Below are 17,842 nucleotides of genomic sequence, written 5' to 3'. Positions count from 1 at the left end.
ATGACAATAACCCTCTCCCCGTATCCGGGGAAAGGATTTTGCCTTTGGCAGGAATGCCTCAGATATTGTTCTTCAGAACGTCGCGCAGCTTGTCGAAAAGCTCGTCGATCTGTTGCTTTTCGATGATCAGCGGCGGCGACAATGCGATGATGTCGCCCGTAGTGCGGATCAGTAGACCTTTCTCGTAAGCCTTGAGGAAGGCGGAGAAGGCGCGCTTTGTCGGCTCGCCGGCGATCGGCTCGAGTTCGACCGCGCCGATCAGCCCGATATTGCGGATGTCGATGACATGCGGGCAGTCCTTCAGCGAGTGCAGCGCCTCCTCCCAGTAGGGGGCAAGTTCGGCGGCGCGCGTCAGCAGCCCTTCTGACTTGTAGGTATCCAGCGTTCCAAGCGCCGCGGCCGAGGCGATCGGATTGCCCGAATAGGTGTAGCCGTGGAAGAACTCGATCAGGTGTTCCGGCCCGGTCATGAAGGCGTCGTAGATTTCCGATGTCACGAAGACCGCGCCCATCGGAATGACGCCATTGGTAAGCCCCTTGGCCGTGGTGATGATGTCCGGCTTCACGTCGAAATATTGAGCGGCAAAGGGCGTGCCGAGGCGGCCGTAGCCGGTGATGACCTCGTCGAAGATCAACAGGATGCCGTGCTTGGTGCAGATTTCGCGCAGCTTCTGGAGATAGCCCTTCGGCGGGATGAGAACACCGGTCGAGCCGGCGACGGGCTCGACGATGACTGCGGCGACCGTCGAGGCGTCATGCAGGGTGACGATGCGCTCGAGTTCGGCCGCGAGGTCGGCGCCGTGCTCGGGCTCGCCGCGGGTAAAGGCGTTCTTGGCAGGCAGATGCGTGTGCGGAAGGTGATCGACGCCCGTCAGCAGCGTGCCGAACATCTTTCGGTTGGCGACGATGCCGCCGACCGAAATACCGCCGAAATTGACGCCGTGATAGCCGCGCTCGCGGCCGATGAGGCGGAAGCGCGAGCCATTGCCCTTGGCGCGGTGGTAGGCGAGAGCCACCTTCAAGGCGGTATCGACCGATTCCGATCCTGAGTTGGTGTAGAGGACGTGGTTCATGCCCTCGGGCGCGATGTCGACCAGCCGGTTTGCGAGCTCGAAGGCTTTCGGATGGCCGAGCTGGAAGGCCGGCGCGTAGTCGAGTTCGCCCGCCTGTTCGCGAATCGCCTCGGTGATCTTCGGACGACAGTGACCTGCATTGACGCACCAGAGCCCTGCAGTTCCATCGAGAACCGTCCGCCCGTCATGGGTGGTGTAGTACATGTCCTTGGCGCCGACGAACAGCCGCGGTTCCTTCTTGAACTGCCGGTTGGCCGTGAAGGGCATCCAGAAGGCTCTGAGGTCGTTGGGCGTGGTGTTCAGGCGGTTGGACATGTCTTTCCTCCTCGTCGAGTCCCGGCAATCTGGATTTGCCGGGCGGATTCTTTACCCGTTGGTCAAACTATCAGCCCGCCGATGGGCGTCAAGCCAGGCGAAACGATCCGCTTTCCACTGCCTGGATCACGGCACTCAGCGTGCCCTCCCGAGTGTGTCCTTCGGTCGGGAGAACATGCCGCTCGAGGGGGCCGAGCGATGAGAGCTGCTGATGAAGCGCCGCGATGGGCACGGGGTCTGTCAATGTGTCCCCGCCGCGCTGTTGGCAGCGCCGGATGGCGACGTCGAGCGGCGGACGCAGAACGACGTAGTGGAGCAGTGCCGTGATTTTCCTGAATGGTTCCAGGAACCACGGTCCGACGATCCCGTCCACAATGACGAAATAGCCGCCATGTGCGTAGGTTGCGGCCACTTTCGTCAACACGTCAACAACGACGGCGTTTTGTTCGTGAGCTTCGGGCAGATAGGGCGGTATCGCCCCGTGTTTGATGAAATGCCAGAAGTCGTCGCAGTGAAGATGGACCTTCGATGATCCTGGCTCTGCCGCGAGCGCCTGCGCTGTCGTGGTCTTTCCGGAGCCGGGTGGCCCGGTGAGAATGAGAATTTCGCTTTCAAGGTTCATGGCACGATCATGTAGCACGATGCTGCGGGACAGTCTGCGACAGGACCGAGAAGGCCTGCTCGCCCGCCAAAAAATGAAGCCCCGCGATCGGATCGGCGGGGCTTGATGAGGCATGCTGTTCGGTCGAACGGACGTGCTGGGAGGTTACGCCGATTTGCGAACCAGAGGCTTTTCGTCCACGGCATCGGTGTCTTCGCCGTAGATGTCGGATAGTGCGCCAAGAATCTTCAACACGGCGCCGGACGAGCTCGAATAATAGATCGTCTGTGCGTCACGACGAGTGCTGACCAGATTCTGCGCACGAAGCTTCGAGAGGTGCTGAGAAAGAGCCGATTGGCTCAGCCCGACCTTATGGGCCAGGGCGCCAACCGCCATTTCCTCCTTGACTAGAGAGTCGAGGATGAGCAGGCGTTTCGGATTTGCCATGGCCGAAAGGAAACCGGCTGCTATTTCGGCGTCCTCGTGTTTTTCAGGCGGAAGAGGCTGCATCGTGTGCTCCATGCGAGAATTCATCACACGTAGTTATGATTGATGAAGCACGATAATTAGCCGTGATGCATAAAAGGGCAACCACCCCCTGCAAGAAATGGGGGTAGCTAAGATGCGATTAACGGTAAAGTTTTTTTAGAATTGGCCGTAATTCGGCCTCGTCGGCAAGGGGCGTCTCGAACTCCAGGCGGCGCAGACGGTCGCCGTCCGACAGGTCGAGCCCTGCCGAATCGATGCCGACGATCTTCCAGTCGCCTTCCGGTGCGCGGCAATGAGTGGTTGCATAATATCTCACGGCTTCGGCGTGATCGGCGTTCATGTGCTCGATCGCGCCGCCTTCCATTTCCGCGATGGCGGCAGCGGCCGGCGAAGCGATGGCGAGATCCTCCGCCGTCAGCACATAGGCGCGGCCGAAGCCGCCATTGAGGCTTGCCCGAAGCGGGTTGAGACGGAAGAAGCCGAAGTCCGGAAAATCGGCATAGAGCTTGGACTTGGGGTGCCGGCGAAGGAATCGTTCGCGAAGACGCAGGTGGAGCGCGCAATCGCGCGGGACGGCCTCCGCCTCGCACTGGACCGTCAGGCGCGGATGGGCGAGCGGGTCGCCTTTGCCCGGCTCACCGGTCAGCAGCGAAGCGCGCCGGTCCGCCGTGAGCGCTTGAGTATGCGTCGACAGCCGCGACACGAGGATGACCGGCGTTCCGTCGATATCGATGCCGACGAGTACACGGCTGACGAAGGGAAAACCATCGCTCTCCGGCTCGATCCCGGCAAGCGCGCCGCTTCTCGCCGAACGAAGAAGCACCCGGGCGAGCTTGCGTGCTTCCTCGTCCGTCTCGCGTAGCACACTGGGTTTCTCGCTCATGATCGACTCCTTCCGGCGGGCCAGCGTGCCGCGTCAACTTTTGTTGCGGTGGCGCGTCAATCCTTCGACGATGTTCTGGGCGTCGATGGTCCCGACGACGGAGCCGTTGTCGACCACACCTATGCTGCCCGGCTGACGCGACATGGCGTCGAGAATATCGACGAGCGGCGTAGTGGGCCTGGCCGTTGCCGAAACGCCGGTACTGGCGGCGGCTCGCCCGACGCCGGTCTGCATCACATCCTTCGCCGTCAGCATGGTGATCGGGTTCATGTGCTGGACGAAATCGGCCACGTACTGATTTGCCGGCTCCTTCACGATCTCCTGCGGCGTCCCGCACTGGATGATTCTTCCGCCTTCCATGATGGCGATGCGGTTGCCGATACGGAAGGCCTCGTCGAGATCGTGGCTGACGAAGAGAATCGTCTTTTTCAGCCGCCGCTGGAATTCGAGCAGTTCGTCCTGGAGGCGCGTGCGGATCAGCGGGTCGAGAGCCGAGAACGGCTCGTCCATCAGCAGGATCGGGGCGCCGGTCGCGAAGGCTCTTGCGAGGCCGACCCGCTGCTGCATGCCGCCCGAGAGCTCGTTGACCTTGCGGTCCGCCCACTTGGCCAGGTTGACGAGTTCAAGCTGCTCGCCGACGCGCTTTCTTCGTTCGGCATCGGCAACGCCGGCCAGTTCGAGCCCGAAGCCGACATTGTCCGCCACCGTTCGCCACGGCAGAAGCGCAAACTGCTGGAACACCATCGAGACCGTATGCATGCGGAAGTCGCGCAGAGACTTGGCGTTGCAGCGATAGGGGTTCAGCGATCCGTTCGCGGTCTTGACCTCGACCTCGCCGCGCACCACCGGCGCGAGGCCGTTGACGGCCCTGAGCAGCGTCGATTTGCCGGAGCCGGACAGCCCCATCAGAACGAGGATCTCGCCTTCATTGATGGTCAGCGAAGCGCCGGCGACGCCCAGTACTAGGCCTGTGGCGGCACCGATCTCGTCGCGCGTCTTGCCCTGGTCGACCATCTGCACCGCAATCTGCGGGTTTTTGCCGAAGATGATGTCGACATTCTTGAAAATGACGGCGTCGGTCATGCGCCTTCTCCTTCATCGGACGAGCGGAAAAGACGGTCGAGAACGATCGCGAGAATGACGATACAGAGACCGGACTCGAATCCCCTTGCGATGTTCACCGTGTTCAGCGCCCTGAGGACGGGCACGCCAAGACCGTCGGCACCGACGAGCGCTGCGATCACCACCATCGAGAGCGACAGCATGATGGTCTGGGTCAGGCCTGCCATGATCTGCGGCATGGCGAAGGGCAGTTCGACCTTGCGCAGCACCTGCCAGGGCGTCGCGCCGAAGGATTCGGCGGCCTCGACCAGCGCCGGCGGCGTCGAGATGATGCCGAGCCGCGTCAGCCGGATCGGCGCGGGAATGGCGAAAATGACGGTGGCGATCAGCCCCGGTACCATTCCGAGTCCGAAAAGGATCAGCGCCGGAATGAGGTAGACGAAGGTGGGGATCGTCTGCATCAGGTCCAGAATCGGCCGCATGATCGAGTAGATCCAGGCACGGCGCGCCGCAGCTATGCCGAGGGGCACGCCGACGGCCATGCTGACAAAGGTTGCCGCAAGAACCAGCGCCAGCGTTTCCGTGGTCTCCTGCCAATAGCCCTGATTGACGATCAGGAGTAGCCCGAGACAGGTGAAGGCGGCAATGCCGAGGGAGCGGCGGAACCACCATGCGAGCGCCGTCACGACGGCGATGATGATAAGCGGGTGCGGCGTCTGGAGGATGTAGAGCAGGACCGAAATGATCGCCGAAAGCACGTTGGCGAGCTGGTCGAAGAACAGGTTGAAATTCGTCGTCAGCCAGTCGACGAAAGACTTCGCCCAGGCGCCGATCGGGATGGGGTTTTCAGTCAGGAATTCCACGAAACAGGGTCCCTCTTGCCAGGGTCAACACTCAGGTCAAAAGACCGGTGGAAAAAAGGCGGGGTGTTTCCCCGCCTCACTGCATTTCCCATATCGGAGCCGATTTGAGCACGGAACATGCAGCAATTCAAAATGCCACGCGTGATCTGCCGCCGGTCAGAGGCCGAGGGCGGTCTTGACCGCGGCCAGTCCGTCGCCGCCATCCTTGGTCGTGACCCCCGCAAGCCAGGGTTCGATGCTCTGCGGATTGTCCTTCAACCACGCGGCCGCAGCTTTCTCCGGGTCTTCGCCGTCGTTGAGGATCTTGCCCATGATCTCGTTCTCCATCTGGAGGGAGAACGAAAGGTTCTGGAGAAGCTTGCCGACGTTCGGGCATTCGGTCGTGTATCCGGCGCGCACATTGGTGTGCACCGTCGCGCCGCCGTAATTCGGGCCGAATACGTCATCGCCACCGGAAAGATAGGTGAGCTTGAAATTGGCGTTCATCGGATGCGGTTCCCATCCGAGGAAGACGATCGGGTCGCCGGACTTCTCGGCGCGGGCGACCTGCGCCAGCATCCCCTGCTCGGAGGATTCGACGACTTCGAAGCCCTTGAGATCGAAGGTGCCCTTTTCGACCATGTCGATGATCAGGCGGTTGCCGTCATTGCCCGGCTCGATACCGTAGATCTTGCCGTCGAGTTCGTCCTTGTGGGCTGCGATATCCTTGAAGTCCTTGATGCCCAGTTCCACGCCCTTGGCATTGGTCGCAAGCGTGTATTTCGCGCCTGCGAGGTTTTCGCGCACCGTCTCGACGGATTTATCCTCGCGGTAGGGGGCGATATCCGCTTCCATGGTCGGCATCCAGTTGCCGAGGAAGACGTCGATGTCCTTGTTCTTCAGCGATGTGTAGGTAACCGGCACAGACAGGACCTTCACGTCCGTTTCGTAGCCGAGCGCCTCGAGGATGGTCGTCGCGGTCGCCGTGGTCGCTGTGATATCGGTCCAGCCGACGTCGGAGAAGCGGACCGTGCCGCAGCTTTCCGGTTCGGCTGCAAAAGCGCTTCCGGCGGTCAGGGTTGCCATGCAAACGGCTCCCGCCAGCGTGAATTTGAGAGAAAGCGTCCTTATCATCGTCGTCGTTCCCCTGCCTTGTGTTCTTTTTTTTAGCCAAACACCAATGAAGCGTTAGCCAAACACCAATGAAGCGCGAATTCAAGCGCCCTGGCGTTTAAAGAAGTGTATTGCCTCAGTACATTAACGGGATGCACAAAGCGACGCCTGATGTCGCAATGCCCGCGAAATACCGCCCCCCCGATGCGAGCAGGACTTGCGGGCCATCGCATGTGCGCCCTCTCGGAAATCTGTGAGTCGCTGCGGGATGCTCTGGTCATCGGACGCGTGCCCCGTCATGTAGCGGGCACGATGTCCGGAGATGGGACCATGTCCAAACTTTATTTCAGCTATGCGACGATGAATGCGGGCAAGAGCACGCTGCTCCTGCAGGCCGCCTACAACTATCAAGAGCGCGGCATGCGCGTCGTGATGCTGATCGCAGCCTTCGACGACCGCGCCGGCCAGGGTCGCATCGCGTCTCGCATCGGGCTGGAATCGGAGGCGATCCCCTTCCGCAGCGAGGACGATCTCCATGCGCTGATCGAGCGCCTGAACGGCGACGGCTCCGGTGAAATCGCCTGCGTCTTCGTGGACGAGGCGCAGTTCCTCGGTGAAGATCAGGTCTGGCAGTTGGCGCGTGTGGCGGATCGCCTCGGCATTCCGGTCATGGCCTATGGCCTGAGGACGGACTTCCAGGGCAAGCTCTTCCCCGGCTCCATGGCTCTGCTCGCTATCGCGGATGAGCTGCGCGAAGTCAGGACCATCTGCCATTGCGGGCGCAAGGCAACGATGGTCGTTCGCCTCGACGGCCGCGGCAAGGTCATGCGGGAGGGCGCTCAGGTGGATGTCGGCGGCAATGAGAAATACGTCTCCTATTGTCGTTGCCATTGGGAAGACCGGATGCACGAAGGGTGACGCGCAAGCCGGCCGGCGGCGATGCACCGGCCCTACTGTCGTGCGCTCGAAAAAGCGGCCACCGCCCTTGTCGATCCGTGCTAAACATCCTTTATATAAGTGCAATCAAGGGCTGAAATAGTCCGCTCGCACTGCTGGCTGGCTTAGGGGAGAAGGCAATGACGACGCTTCAGAATTTTGACACCGAGATCGAGAAGACCAGAACCGTCGTCAAGGAGATGCGCAGCAAGCTCGAGCAGTCCGGCGTCGTTCTCGAGCAATTCGCCAAGGCGGACACCAAGCTCGGCGACGTCAATTTCGATATCGAGAACGCCCGCATTCAGGACGTCGTCAACCAGCAGAAGGTGATGGAAGCCAACATCGCCGATCTGATCATCGGACTGGAGGACGCCACCAACGTCTTCGGTGCCGAGTTCGAAAGCATGAAGAGCTACACCGGCTACGAGAAGTTCATCGGAATCTTCTCGAAGCAGAAGATGCAGAGGCTGCGGACCGATCGCGTGCGCAACATGTCGCTTGCCGGCAACCTGCAGGAACTGCTGTCGAAATCGGATACCATCGTCGGCATCCTCAAGGACCAGAAGGCGATTCTCGACCAGCGCTACAAGACCTCCGAGCAGAGCCTCATCCAGGTGATCGAGCGCCGCAAGGGCACGATGGCTGCGCTGGAACAGACTCAGAAGCGGATCGAAGAGCTCAACCCGCTGCTGCTCGATATCGAGAACAGGATCGCCGCCTCGACAGACCAGAAGACCCGAACCGACCTCGAAGGCGAACGCTCGCAGCTTGCGACCGAATACAATGAAAAGCAGGCGAAGGAACAGGAGCTTCTGGCCGAGAGCCAGACGCTCGAGCGCTACACGGCCATGTTCCAGACCTTCGTCGATTCTTTGAACAACCAGATCGCCGCCCAGAACACGCTGATCAACAAGCTTACCATCGACACGGAACAGCGCATCGTTCTCTACAAGGCACTGGAAGATTCGTTGAAGACGGCTGCGCAGCAGGACGTGGCGCACAAGATCAACACGCTCGGCAGTCAGGTGGACACGGCCGCCGAGGAGACCATGGCCGGGATCGGCGCGGCCGCACAGCGCCACATCGGCGATTTGCTCGAGATGCATGAAAAGAACATGCTTGCGACGCAGGATATCCAGCGGCGCAAGAAACTCGCCGACGACGCCTTCGCGCGCCGCTTCCAGACGGTGATGGACAAGCATAATGCAGCAAATTATGTGAAGCAGTGATCGGCAAGGCGGCAATGATCCGATCTGCGACCGCCTTTCGGCATTTGCCGGGAGAGCTGCCATGAATACCGCCATTCCTTCGGCCGTCAGGCAATATTTCGGCTCCGTCCGGGCGGCGCTCGCAGGGCTCGAGCTCTTCCTCGGAGACCGCAATTCGCCGCTTTACCGCGACAGCGTCGTCGGCGAAGTCATCGGTCCCTATCTTTCCCGGCTGAAAGCCTCGATCGCCTGCTGGGAAAACCGGATCGGTTTCGTCGAACAGTTTCGCATCTCGCGCGCCGAAAGCGGCTTTCCGGTTTTCCAGAACGTGCTGGAACTCGAAAACGACCGGCAGAATGCGGAGAAGCGGCTTGCGAGCATTCCTTCCTCCGATGCGCTGCGCGAGGAAATGGTCGATTTCATCCTGAGGCAGAGGGCGTTCCCCGAGGCGCTTCAGGTTCGCATGGCCGAAAGGCTCTATCTGGAGCAGATCGGCAAGGGGGATATCTTTTCGCCGTTCATCCTGCCGGAGACGATCCGGGTCGCGGTCAATCCGAAGACGATGCGGCCCTATTACGTCGTTTCCTGGGGCGCGTTCGACGGCAGTCAGACGCTGCCGATGATCTATATGGCGACGATCGAGGATTCCTCGGAGAATATCGTCGAGATGCTGGTGACCGAGGATGGCAAGCTCAATCCGGGAGTCGAGATTCCGCTGCCGGTCGGTGGCCTGCTCAATCCGGAGCTCGCAAGCCGTTTCGACGATTTCGCCTCCAAGAACAGCGCCTATTCGCTGACGCCGGCAACGATCGCCACAAATCTCGACAGGGACTTCCCCGAACTGCATCCGAAGCAGCTTCGCCGGATCGTGCTCGGCCCCTTCTATTCGGCGGGCATCACCGAGAACAATGCGAGGGTCAACGACATTCTCTCCAGGGTGCGCAAGACCGAGAATGCGTGGCTGCTCACCTGGACGGTGCAGGAGGTCTTCTCGAAGGCGGAGCGGCCGGCAACGCGTGGCTTCTGGTCCTCCACCCAGGCGCAGGAAGAGTTCCACATCGACACCGCCGATCTGGAGGCGGCGCGCATGGGGGTCAGCGCATATGAGAAGCATGCATTGGTGCCGCACGACGCGTACCAGGCGCTCTATGCCTCCGGCGAGGCCGCCCAGGTCTTCGGCGATTACAAGGTGCATGTCATATCCGGCAACCAGGTGGTGAGCGAGGTCTGAGCCATGGCATTGAACACAGGGCTGACGACACTGCATGAGGACGAGATCGCCAGACATCAGGCGGTGGCGCAGAGCCTGGTCACCAAGCTTGCCGTTATCGAGCGGGACGATGGCGCGGCCGCCACGCCGCTGGCAGGGACGGGGCGCCGTTTCGTCTCGACGGTATCGACCGGCGGTCAGCGCCGCAGCCGCGAGGTCGAACTCGCACGCACCATCCAGGCGGTTCGCAGCGCCGACCCGCTCCTGTCGCCGGCGCAGCATTCGGTGCTCTATCGCACCCGTCGCGGCATCCAGGTGGCGCTGGCTGTTGCCGATGTCTTCGCGCGGCAGACGAACCTTGAACAATTGCAGGCGCGTAACGCCACCGCGCCGCTTACCGGCGAGGATGCGGCTCATTTCAAAGCGCTGCTCTCCGCTTCGGCCTATATCGCCGCCTTCACGCTTGCCGCCTATCTCGGCGCGACGCTGCAGGAAGAGGGCGAGCCGGTGGACGATGCCGCGGAGCCGGATTTCCTTTTCGACACGCCGCAGGATGCGCTGAAAACCATGGTCGCCGGTCTCGACCGCAGCATCGCCGGTGCGCCGGACGAGCTCGCGCTGGTCGCCCGAGCCCGGGCCTTTTCCCGCATCGCGATCGAGGGTCTGATTGCGCGCAGGGCGCGTTTCACCGGTCTGCAGAATTTCGAGAGCGTGCATATCCGGCTCGACCAGGACGATTTTACGCTCAACGGTTTCGACGTCGCGCCCGGGCAGAAGCGCAAGCCGCTGGTGATGACCTTCAAGAAGCCCGAGGAGATCATCGGCAACCACATCGCCAAGTACCAGGCGCTGAAGCTCGCCAAGATGCTGATGGCCTACGACTTCGACCGGCAAATGAACCCTTTCGTCGAACTCGGCGGCTTTCTCTTCACCTTCATCGGCGACGGCATGCCGGGCACCGGCAAGACGATCCTGATTCAGATGCTCGCCGGCATGCTGCACGAATATTGCGGCATCGCCGGTTATCCCTTCCATTACGAGAATTTCGGCGTCGACCAGATTTCCTCCTATCAGGGCAAATCGGGCCAGAATTGCAAGGAATTCGTCAACAACGTCGTGAACCCGCGGGCGATCGGCTTCGGCACGATCGACGATGTCGATCAGGTGGCGGCAAAGCGCTCCGACGACCGTGCCTCGGCCGGTCAGCACGAGGTGACGGCGGTGCTGATGGAGAGCTTCGCCGGCGCCTCGACGGTGGTGCGCGGCAACTGCACCTTCGGCATGTTCTCCAACTATCCCGAGAATGTCGACGACGCGCTGCGCCAGCGGGCCGGTGCGCGCTGGCTGGTCGACGGGCCGCAGACGGAGGACGACTACATCGACATCTTCGCGCTGCTCGTCGGCAAGAACCACAAGATCCCGCTCGGCGAGCACGACCTCTATGCCGGTCAGGAGATCAAGCGCGCCGTCTCGCAATCCTATGCCGCGCATGCGCGACCGCAGGAGGAGGGGCTTGCCGCCGTCTGGGAGCGCTATCAGAAGGAGAAGGGCAAGATCGCCACGCTCGCCGATGTGGGCGCCTATCTGCACATGATCAAGGAGGCGGAACCCCGCTTCACCGGGCGCGCCATCAGGAACATCACTGATGCCGTCAAGCTGAGGGCCATGGACGTCGAACTGCCCGACGACTGGTTCCGGGACGCCGGCACGTTCATGCACAGGCCCTACGACGAGAAGAAGGCGATGATCGAGCAACTGCGAAGCCCGATCACCATCGACATGGTGCTGCAGGAAATCAACCGCTATGCGGACAGCGAGTTCCGCTACACCGACAAATCCGACGACGCGGCCGTCGGCGAGATCATCCGCCGCGGGCGTCAGCGCGAGAGGGCGATCCGAGAGATCGAGACGATGAAGCGCGAGGGCAGGTGGCAGGGATGAAGGTTGTGTTCGCGGCATTTGCCCCTCACCCTAGCCCTCTCCCCGCGCGCGGGGAGAGGGCTAGGGTGAGGGGCAACCCGCAAGCATGAGGGGCAAACCGCAAGCATGAGAGGAGCGAACGAACGTCAGACAGAACGCGCGAGAGGTCTGCGGCAAAGCGACAATGAAGCAGAAGCGCTCCTTTGGTCGGAACTGAGAGGCCGGCGACTAAACGGCTTCAAGTTCGTCCGGCAGGTCCCCATCGGTCGTTACTATGCTGATTTCGCCTGCCGTGATGAGCGGCTGGTCGTCGAGGTCGACGGCAGTCAGCATCAGATCGGCAGCGGCGATGAGAGGTGCGACGCGTTCATGATCACGAATGGCTGGAGTGTGCTCCGCTTCTGGAATACGGACGTCTTCAATGACCGCGCGGCGGTGCTGGAGACGATCGTGGCGGTCCTGGAAAAGCGGATGGTGGGAGCAATGAGGAGTGCTGATTTGACCTTCATTCCGGGGGAGAAGAGATGAGTCGGGCGTCGAAATCGGCGTCTCGGTCCGCCCCTCACCCTAACCCTTTCCCCGCAGGCGGGGGAAGGGGACGAACTTGCTTCTGGCCGGGGAGGTTGAAGCAGGCCACGACGGTGTCCCCTCTCCCCGCGCGCGGGGAGAGGGCTAGGGTGAGGGGCAGAATGCTGAGGAGCATCGCCGCATGAAGCGCCTTTTGGAAGCGGAGCTCATCTATGGACGGCTGCTCGACATTTCCGAACCGCATCTCGTCTCGCGCTATAACAAGGCTCTCAAAGGCTTCGGGCTGAAACCGACGGCTCTTCAGCGGTTCAGCATCGACATGACCGGCTTCTCACCCGAAATCGCCGAGGAAATCGGCGACCGCGACTATCTGGATCCGAACCGGGTCAACCGGCGCTTCATCATCCTGACGCCGGCGCAGGCGGAGCTTCCGGTCGTGCACACGAGCTTCTCAAACACCGCGGCGCTGATGCACGAATTCTTCAACGCCAATGGCCGCGCGATCAATGCGATCACCATCAAGGATGCGCTCTACGGCGAGATCGAGGATTCGGTCTCGGTCGTCGAGGACATTGACGATCTGCTTTCCATCAACGAAGTCCGCTTCCGGGTGCTCTCGGCCGAGGACATGCTCGGCAAGGCGACCGAACTGCGCGAGCTCGTCGACCGGCTGAAAAAGGTGCCGAACGCGTGGGCGGACGACGCGATGCTCGATCGGATGGTCGAACTCGCCAGGACGACCGGCGACATAAGGCAGAACGTGCTCGTGCCGGACGAACTCGTCTTCCGCCACGAGGCCTTCTGGGCAAATCACTTCGGCGGCGTCTACGTCTTTCTCGACGAGAAGACGACGACGGTCATCTGCGACCCTTCCGTGCCCGGTTTTCGCCGTTCGCGGCCCTGGCAGGTCAGCTACATCGCCATAACCGACCACGCCCGCATCTATGACTTTCTGGCGACGACCAACCGGCTGCAATTGCCGCAGGCATCCTGGGTGCAGGAGTCCGGCCTCTTCCAGCATCGCGCGGACATGGTGATCCGTGGGCTCGTCAACGATGCCGATCCGCAGGCCGATCTGACAAGTGTCGACCGGATATGGCTCCAGACCTGGATCCACCGCAATGCCGCGCTGGTGGCGCGCGACGGGATTTATCCCTTCCTCCAGGAAATGGCGCGGGCGATCGCCGCGACGGGTACGATCAGGATGCAGGACGTCGCCCCGGAGAACCGGTTTCTGCTCGTCCGGGCCGCCCCGCAGCATCCCGATCAATGGCTCGTCAACCGCCTGATCTCCGAACTGGTCCCTCGCGATTTCGTCTCGCGATTCGTGTTCGACAAGCAAGGCTTCTACAAAGCCTATGAGGGCTACAGCGAAAAGTTCCGCGAATATGTTGTTGCGACACTGACCGGCACATATCTCAAGGACAAGGCCGCCTTCCGTCATAAGCTCTACGGTCTCAAAGAGGAATAAAACATGTTCGATCCGATCGTTGCGTTCTTCCAGCGTGTATTCACGGCGATCGGCCGTGGCATCGGATTGGCGGTGGCTTGGCTTCTGTGGCCGTTCGTCGCGCTCGGCAACTGGTACCGGGGACGAAGCTGGATCATCAAGGGGCCGATCGGCCTGATCCTCCTCTGCCTCGTGCTCTTCTACGCCTACTTTGTCTGGCAGACGCAAGCCTGGACGAATTTCGACCCGGACTATGTCGACCGCTACAAGCTCGCCGACCGCAGGACTCCGGCCGGTTCGCCCGTCAGCGGACCTGGAACGACGACGGGCCAGTCCGGTTCTGCGGCTGACGCGAACCGAGCTACGGTCGCACCCTCCGCTGCGGACAGCACGACCGAGGCTCTCGCAGTGGCGGAGCTTCCGGCCGGAACGGTTTGCCAGACCTCGGCCGTCGTCGAGGTGGCGGCCGATCTCATCGATCTCAATGTCAATCAGAATGCCTGGATCTCGTCGATGCTCGGCTACAAGCTCGGCTTTTTCGGACTGGACTGGGACGATACGCCCTGGCTGGACAACAAGGCGTCCTTCCAGCGCGGCATCAATCAGGCGGTCCGGCGCACAGCGGTGGAACTGGTGGATTCGCTCGGCCGTGTCCGCGGTACATCGGGAGTCAATGCGGACCTGCAGAGCGCGCGCGGCAATATCCAGTTCGACGAGGAAACCTGGTATTTCGGCCTTAACCCCTTTGGTCCGAAGACCCCGACGCCCAGCTTCTATCGCTCGGCGATGCGCGACCTCAGGAAGTTCAACGTCTCGCTCGGCAAGTGCGAGGCGATCTTCGACGGACGGTCCGACAACATGGTCGAGTTCCTCGATCGCGTCGCCAATGATCTCGGCAACACCTCGGCGATCATCCGCGAACGATCGGAGTTCCACAATGGCGGCTGGTTCGACACGCGGGCCGACGACCGCTTCTGGTTCGCCTTCGGCCAGCTCTACGGCTATTACGGCATTCTCTCGGCTGCCGGTGCCGATTTCGAGAATGTCGTCACCCAGCGTGGCCTGGGGCCGATCTATACCGAGACGATGAAGCAGCTTCGCGCTGCGCTCAGAATCCAGCCGCTCATCATTTCGAACGGCCGCGAGGACGGCTGGATCATGCCGACCCATCTCGCGACGATGGGCTTCTACATTCTCCGCGTCCGGTCGAACCTCGTGGAAATGCGCGACATTCTTGCCCGTTGACGGGCGACGTGCGAGCCTAGGCAAAGGAACGGACCTGCGCACCCCGCGGAGGAGGCGGGATGCGCGAGGCAAACTGGGGGGAAGCCGTGGGAGAGGTAAAGTCCGACATCGAGATCGCGCGTGCCGCGCGCAAGCAACCGATTATGGAGGTGGGCGCCAAACTAGGCATTCCGCCGGAGCATCTGCTTCCCTATGGCCATGACAAGGCCAAGGTAAGCGCCGAGTTCATTGCGGCGCAGCAGGAAAAAAGGGACGGCCGGCTCATCCTGGTGACCGCCATCAATCCGACTCCGGCGGGCGAGGGCAAGACGACGACCACCGTCGGTCTCGGCGACGGCCTGAACCGGATCGGCAAGAAGACGATCGTCTGCATTCGCGAGGCGTCGCTCGGCCCCTGTTTCGGCATCAAGGGCGGGGCGGCGGGCGGCGGTTACGCCCAGGTGGTGCCGATGGAGGACATCAACCTTCATTTCACCGGCGATTTCCATGCCATTACGTCGGCGCATAATCTTCTCGCCGCCCTGATCGACAACCACATCTATTGGGGCAACGAACAGGCGATAGACATTCGCCGCATCGCCTGGCGGCGGGTCATGGACATGAACGACCGGGCGCTTCGCCAGATCGTCGGCTCGCTCGGCGGCGTCGCCAACGGCTATCCAAGAGAGACCGGCTTCGACATCACCGTCGCCTCGGAAGTCATGGCGATCCTGTGTCTGGCTATGGACATCAAGGACCTCGAAAGGCGGCTCGGCAACATCATCATCGGCTACCGCCGCGACAAGAGCCCCGTCTTTGCACGCGACATCAAGGCCGACGGGGCGATGGCGGTGCTGCTCAAGGACGCGATGCAGCCCAATCTGGTGCAGACGCTCGAGAACAATCCCGCCTTCGTACACGGCGGCCCCTTCGCCAACATCGCGCATGGCTGCAATTCGGTCGTGGCCACCACGACGGCGTTGAAGCTCGCCGACTACGTCGTGACCGAGGCCGGTTTCGGAGCGGATCTCGGCGCAGAGAAATTCTTCGATATCAAGTGTCGCAAGGCAGGTCTCAAGCCGGATGCAGCGGTGATCGTCGCCACCGTCCGGGCGATCAAGATGAACGGAGGCGTCAAGAGAGAGGATCTCGCCAGGGAGAACGTCGAGGCGCTGAGGAAGGGATGCCCGAACCTCGGCCGTCACATCCAGAACGTCAAGAAATTCGGCGTCCCCGTGCTCGTCGCGATCAACCACTTCACCTCCGATACCGAGGCCGAGATCCGTGCGATCAAGGACTATGTCCGCACGCTCGGCTCCGAAGCGGTTCTCTGCAAGCACTGGGCCGAGGGTTCGGCGGGCATCGAGGAGCTCGCTTACAAGGTCGTGGACCTCGCCAATGCCGGCCATTCGCAGTTCTCACCGCTCTACGCGGACGAGATGCCTCTCTTCGAAAAGATCGAAACGATCGCCAAGGATATTTATCATGCGAGCGAGGTGATCGCCGACAAGGTGGTTCGCGATCAACTGCGCACCTGGGAAGATCAGGGCTACGGCCATCTGCCGATCTGCATGGCTAAAACGCAGTATTCCTTTTCCACCGACCCGAACCTGCGCGGAGCGCCGACCGGTCACACCGTGCCAATTCGCGAGGTCCGGCTGGCGGCCGGCGCCGGCTTCATCGTCGTCATCACCGGCGAGATCATGACGATGCCCGGCCTGCCGAAGGTGCCTTCTTCGGAACGGATACGGCTGAACGAGCAGGGTTATATCGAGGGGTTGTTTTGAGGCGGCTCTGCCGCGCGGGCGCTCGCCGCAATTCCCTTCTCCCCGCATGCGGGGAGAAGGTCGCGGCAGCGGATTGAGGGGCGACCGCGCCTCCTCAGCGGCAATAGCGGTATCCGTTCTTTCTTTCGATAACGTCCAGATGCAGATGATCTTCATGCGCCGCGTCACTGCCGGGGTCGAGGACGGTCGTGAAATACAGGCAGGCCGAAGCCGTGACCGCCCGCTGGAACGCGCCGGTGAGTGTGCCGTCCTCGTCGCGGGGCTGGATCTCGATCGTCTTGTCGTTGCTGAGCGTGAACGAGGCGATGTCGACCGCGTTGCCGCGCGCATGTTCGGATATCTTGCCGGTCTCCGCATTGTTCCTCAGGCGGCAGATATAGGTTGATGCCTGGTTCAAGGCGACGATGCGGGTCTCGGCCCCGAAGGCGCTTCTGGTAGCCGGTGCAGCCGTTTCCTTCGTCCAGCGCGCGAGCGCCAGCGCCGCCTTGCAGCGCATCACCCCCCCGGGCTTCAGCGTCACATCGGGCAGTATCGCACTGACCCGGATCGGCTTGTCGATGCCGCAGCCCTTGCCGTCATCGATGCCATCGATCTCGGCAAAGGCGGCGCCGAGCGATTTCAATTCCGAGAGACAGGATGCATATTCCTTAGGGTTCTCTTTTTCGATCGTCAGCACAGGGCCGACGTCGAGGGCGTCGTCCTTCCAGCTCGGAGGCAATTCCTGCGCCGCCCGCGCACCGTCCTTCTTTTCTCCGCCGGATTTTTCCAGGCTGTCAGCATCACCCGGGGGTGGCGTGCCGGGCTTGGGCGTGGGCGTCGGCTGGCCGCTGCCGGCGGAGGGACGCGGCGCGGGTACCGGTCCGGTCTTCGGCAAGGCCGCTCCTGAAAGGAGAAACGCGGAGATCAGAATGATTCCGGCGTGGCGCATGAGGTCCTCTCCATCTTTTCTGCAGCCCCAGGCTTTTCTGCAGCCCCAGACGGCGAAACGCACCGGGAACGATCCTGTTTCAAATTGTGCTGAAACTGAGGACGAAGTTCGCGCCGCAGGCATGAAGATGAGGAAGAACCCCCATATTTATATTGACAATTATACTCATGTTTTCGTATGTGGCTGAAATAAGGCGGAAATTGCCGCCTTGTTCGATTTCCGCACTGCCCAGCCAGCCCTTGAGTTCGCCGCTCAACAGCAAGCCCGGCCAACA

17 protein-coding genes are annotated in these 17,842 nt (G+C 61.6%); 8 read left to right on the top strand and 9 right to left on the bottom strand.

Annotation, left to right across the window (positions count from 1 at the left end; translation table 11 throughout):
• Positions 1-58 precede the first annotated feature (58 nt).
• From aptA to ACTJKL_RS02415, 7 genes are all read right to left on the bottom strand, one after another.
• Positions 59-1,387, bottom strand: a complete 1,329-nt coding sequence (gene aptA / locus ACTJKL_RS02445; RefSeq protein WP_440852083.1) for an omega-aminotransferase AptA — start codon at positions 1,385-1,387, stop codon at positions 59-61.
• Positions 1,388-1,475: 88 nt separating this feature from the next.
• On the bottom strand, positions 1,476-2,009 hold the full coding sequence (locus tag ACTJKL_RS02440; RefSeq protein ID WP_440852082.1) for an ATP-binding protein: 534 nt from the start codon (positions 2,007-2,009) through the stop codon (positions 1,476-1,478).
• 144 nt (positions 2,010-2,153) lie between these two features.
• Entirely contained in the window at positions 2,154-2,498 is a 345-nt protein-coding gene (locus tag ACTJKL_RS02435) for an ArsR/SmtB family transcription factor (RefSeq protein ID WP_020487479.1), read from the bottom strand.
• A 118-nt stretch (positions 2,499-2,616) separates the two neighbouring features.
• The gene (locus ACTJKL_RS02430) at positions 2,617-3,360 is read right to left on the bottom strand and encodes a HugZ family pyridoxamine 5'-phosphate oxidase (protein ID WP_440852081.1); all 744 of its coding nucleotides are present in this window, start codon (positions 3,358-3,360) and stop codon (positions 2,617-2,619) included.
• 33 nt (positions 3,361-3,393) lie between these two features.
• Complete coding sequence (choV, locus tag ACTJKL_RS02425) at positions 3,394-4,443, bottom strand: choline ABC transporter ATP-binding protein (RefSeq protein WP_338282750.1); 1,050 nt, start codon at positions 4,441-4,443, stop codon at positions 3,394-3,396.
• A complete protein-coding gene (choW, locus tag ACTJKL_RS02420; RefSeq protein ID WP_003535852.1) occupies positions 4,440-5,285 on the bottom strand; it encodes a choline ABC transporter permease subunit in 846 nt (281 codons plus the stop codon). The genes choV and choW overlap by 4 nt, the downstream gene beginning before the upstream one ends.
• Positions 5,286-5,441: 156 nt before the next feature.
• The gene (locus ACTJKL_RS02415; RefSeq protein ID WP_100671859.1) at positions 5,442-6,398 is read right to left on the bottom strand and encodes a choline ABC transporter substrate-binding protein; all 957 of its coding nucleotides are present in this window, start codon (positions 6,396-6,398) and stop codon (positions 5,442-5,444) included.
• A 309-nt stretch (positions 6,399-6,707) separates the two neighbouring features.
• Between ACTJKL_RS02415 and ACTJKL_RS02410 the strand changes: the two genes are divergently transcribed.
• The 8 genes from ACTJKL_RS02410 to ACTJKL_RS02375 all read left to right on the top strand — a co-directional run bounded on the left by ACTJKL_RS02410 (position 6,708) and on the right by ACTJKL_RS02375 (position 16,640).
• Complete coding sequence (locus ACTJKL_RS02410) at positions 6,708-7,295, top strand: thymidine kinase (protein WP_440852080.1); 588 nt, start codon at positions 6,708-6,710, stop codon at positions 7,293-7,295.
• Between the two features lie 158 nt (positions 7,296-7,453).
• On the top strand, positions 7,454-8,542 hold the full coding sequence (locus tag ACTJKL_RS02405) for a hypothetical protein (protein WP_440852079.1): 1,089 nt from the start codon (positions 7,454-7,456) through the stop codon (positions 8,540-8,542).
• Positions 8,543-8,603: 61 nt separating this feature from the next.
• Positions 8,604-9,752, top strand: coding sequence for a hypothetical protein (locus tag ACTJKL_RS02400; protein WP_440852078.1), 1,149 nt, complete (start codon positions 8,604-8,606; stop codon positions 9,750-9,752).
• Between the two features lie 3 nt (positions 9,753-9,755).
• Positions 9,756-11,672 (top strand): AAA family ATPase, encoded by a 1,917-nt coding sequence (locus tag ACTJKL_RS02395; protein ID WP_440852077.1) that lies wholly within the window; start codon positions 9,756-9,758, stop codon positions 11,670-11,672.
• Between the two features lie 105 nt (positions 11,673-11,777).
• Positions 11,778-12,179 (top strand): endonuclease domain-containing protein, encoded by a 402-nt coding sequence (locus ACTJKL_RS02390; RefSeq protein ID WP_440852076.1) that lies wholly within the window; start codon positions 11,778-11,780, stop codon positions 12,177-12,179.
• Positions 12,180-12,360: 181 nt separating this feature from the next.
• The gene (locus tag ACTJKL_RS02385) at positions 12,361-13,650 is read left to right on the top strand and encodes a DUF6638 family protein (RefSeq protein ID WP_275597530.1); all 1,290 of its coding nucleotides are present in this window, start codon (positions 12,361-12,363) and stop codon (positions 13,648-13,650) included.
• 3 nt (positions 13,651-13,653) lie between these two features.
• Entirely contained in the window at positions 13,654-14,874 is a 1,221-nt protein-coding gene (locus ACTJKL_RS02380; RefSeq protein WP_275599891.1) for a DUF2333 family protein, read from the top strand.
• Positions 14,875-14,933: 59 nt separating this feature from the next.
• On the top strand, positions 14,934-16,640 hold the full coding sequence (locus ACTJKL_RS02375) for a formate--tetrahydrofolate ligase (RefSeq protein WP_440852075.1): 1,707 nt from the start codon (positions 14,934-14,936) through the stop codon (positions 16,638-16,640).
• A 94-nt stretch (positions 16,641-16,734) separates the two neighbouring features.
• Here ACTJKL_RS02375 and ACTJKL_RS02370 read toward each other — a convergent pair whose 3' ends face one another.
• Both ACTJKL_RS02370 and ACTJKL_RS02365 read right to left on the bottom strand, forming a co-directional pair.
• Positions 16,735-17,568, bottom strand: a complete 834-nt coding sequence (locus tag ACTJKL_RS02370) for an extensin-like domain-containing protein (protein WP_440852074.1) — start codon at positions 17,566-17,568, stop codon at positions 16,735-16,737.
• A gap of 79 nt (positions 17,569-17,647) precedes the next feature.
• Positions 17,648-17,824, bottom strand: a complete 177-nt coding sequence (locus ACTJKL_RS02365; RefSeq protein ID WP_440852073.1) for a hypothetical protein — start codon at positions 17,822-17,824, stop codon at positions 17,648-17,650.
• Positions 17,825-17,842 lie beyond the last annotated feature (18 nt).

The organism is Sinorhizobium sp. 22678 (assembly GCF_052044265.1).
Taxonomy (GTDB): Bacteria; Pseudomonadota; Alphaproteobacteria; order Rhizobiales; family Rhizobiaceae; genus Sinorhizobium; species Sinorhizobium meliloti_A.
Note: the sequence above shows the minus strand (reverse complement) of the source record. Positions and strands in the feature narration are given on the sequence as shown.

Coding starts and splice junctions, on each gene's coding strand:
- ACTJKL_RS02375 (WP_440852075.1), top strand. CDS start 14,934: ATGCGCGAGGCAAACTGGGGGGAAGCCGTGGGAGAGGTAAAGTCCGAC.
- ACTJKL_RS02415 (WP_100671859.1), bottom strand. CDS start 6,398: ATGATAAGGACGCTTTCTCTCAAATTCACGCTGGCGGGAGCCGTTTGC.
- ACTJKL_RS02410 (WP_440852080.1), top strand. CDS start 6,708: ATGTCCAAACTTTATTTCAGCTATGCGACGATGAATGCGGGCAAGAGC.
- ACTJKL_RS02390 (WP_440852076.1), top strand. CDS start 11,778: ATGAGAGGAGCGAACGAACGTCAGACAGAACGCGCGAGAGGTCTGCGG.
- ACTJKL_RS02435 (WP_020487479.1), bottom strand. CDS start 2,498: ATGCAGCCTCTTCCGCCTGAAAAACACGAGGACGCCGAAATAGCAGCC.
- ACTJKL_RS02380 (WP_275599891.1), top strand. CDS start 13,654: ATGTTCGATCCGATCGTTGCGTTCTTCCAGCGTGTATTCACGGCGATC.
- ACTJKL_RS02440 (WP_440852082.1), bottom strand. CDS start 2,009: ATGAACCTTGAAAGCGAAATTCTCATTCTCACCGGGCCACCCGGCTCC.
- ACTJKL_RS02395 (WP_440852077.1), top strand. CDS start 9,756: ATGGCATTGAACACAGGGCTGACGACACTGCATGAGGACGAGATCGCC.
- ACTJKL_RS02430 (WP_440852081.1), bottom strand. CDS start 3,360: ATGAGCGAGAAACCCAGTGTGCTACGCGAGACGGACGAGGAAGCACGC.
- aptA (WP_440852083.1), bottom strand. CDS start 1,387: ATGTCCAACCGCCTGAACACCACGCCCAACGACCTCAGAGCCTTCTGG.
- ACTJKL_RS02385 (WP_275597530.1), top strand. CDS start 12,361: ATGAAGCGCCTTTTGGAAGCGGAGCTCATCTATGGACGGCTGCTCGAC.
- ACTJKL_RS02400 (WP_440852078.1), top strand. CDS start 8,604: ATGAATACCGCCATTCCTTCGGCCGTCAGGCAATATTTCGGCTCCGTC.
- ACTJKL_RS02370 (WP_440852074.1), bottom strand. CDS start 17,568: ATGCGCCACGCCGGAATCATTCTGATCTCCGCGTTTCTCCTTTCAGGA.
- choV (WP_338282750.1), bottom strand. CDS start 4,443: ATGACCGACGCCGTCATTTTCAAGAATGTCGACATCATCTTCGGCAAA.
- ACTJKL_RS02405 (WP_440852079.1), top strand. CDS start 7,454: ATGACGACGCTTCAGAATTTTGACACCGAGATCGAGAAGACCAGAACC.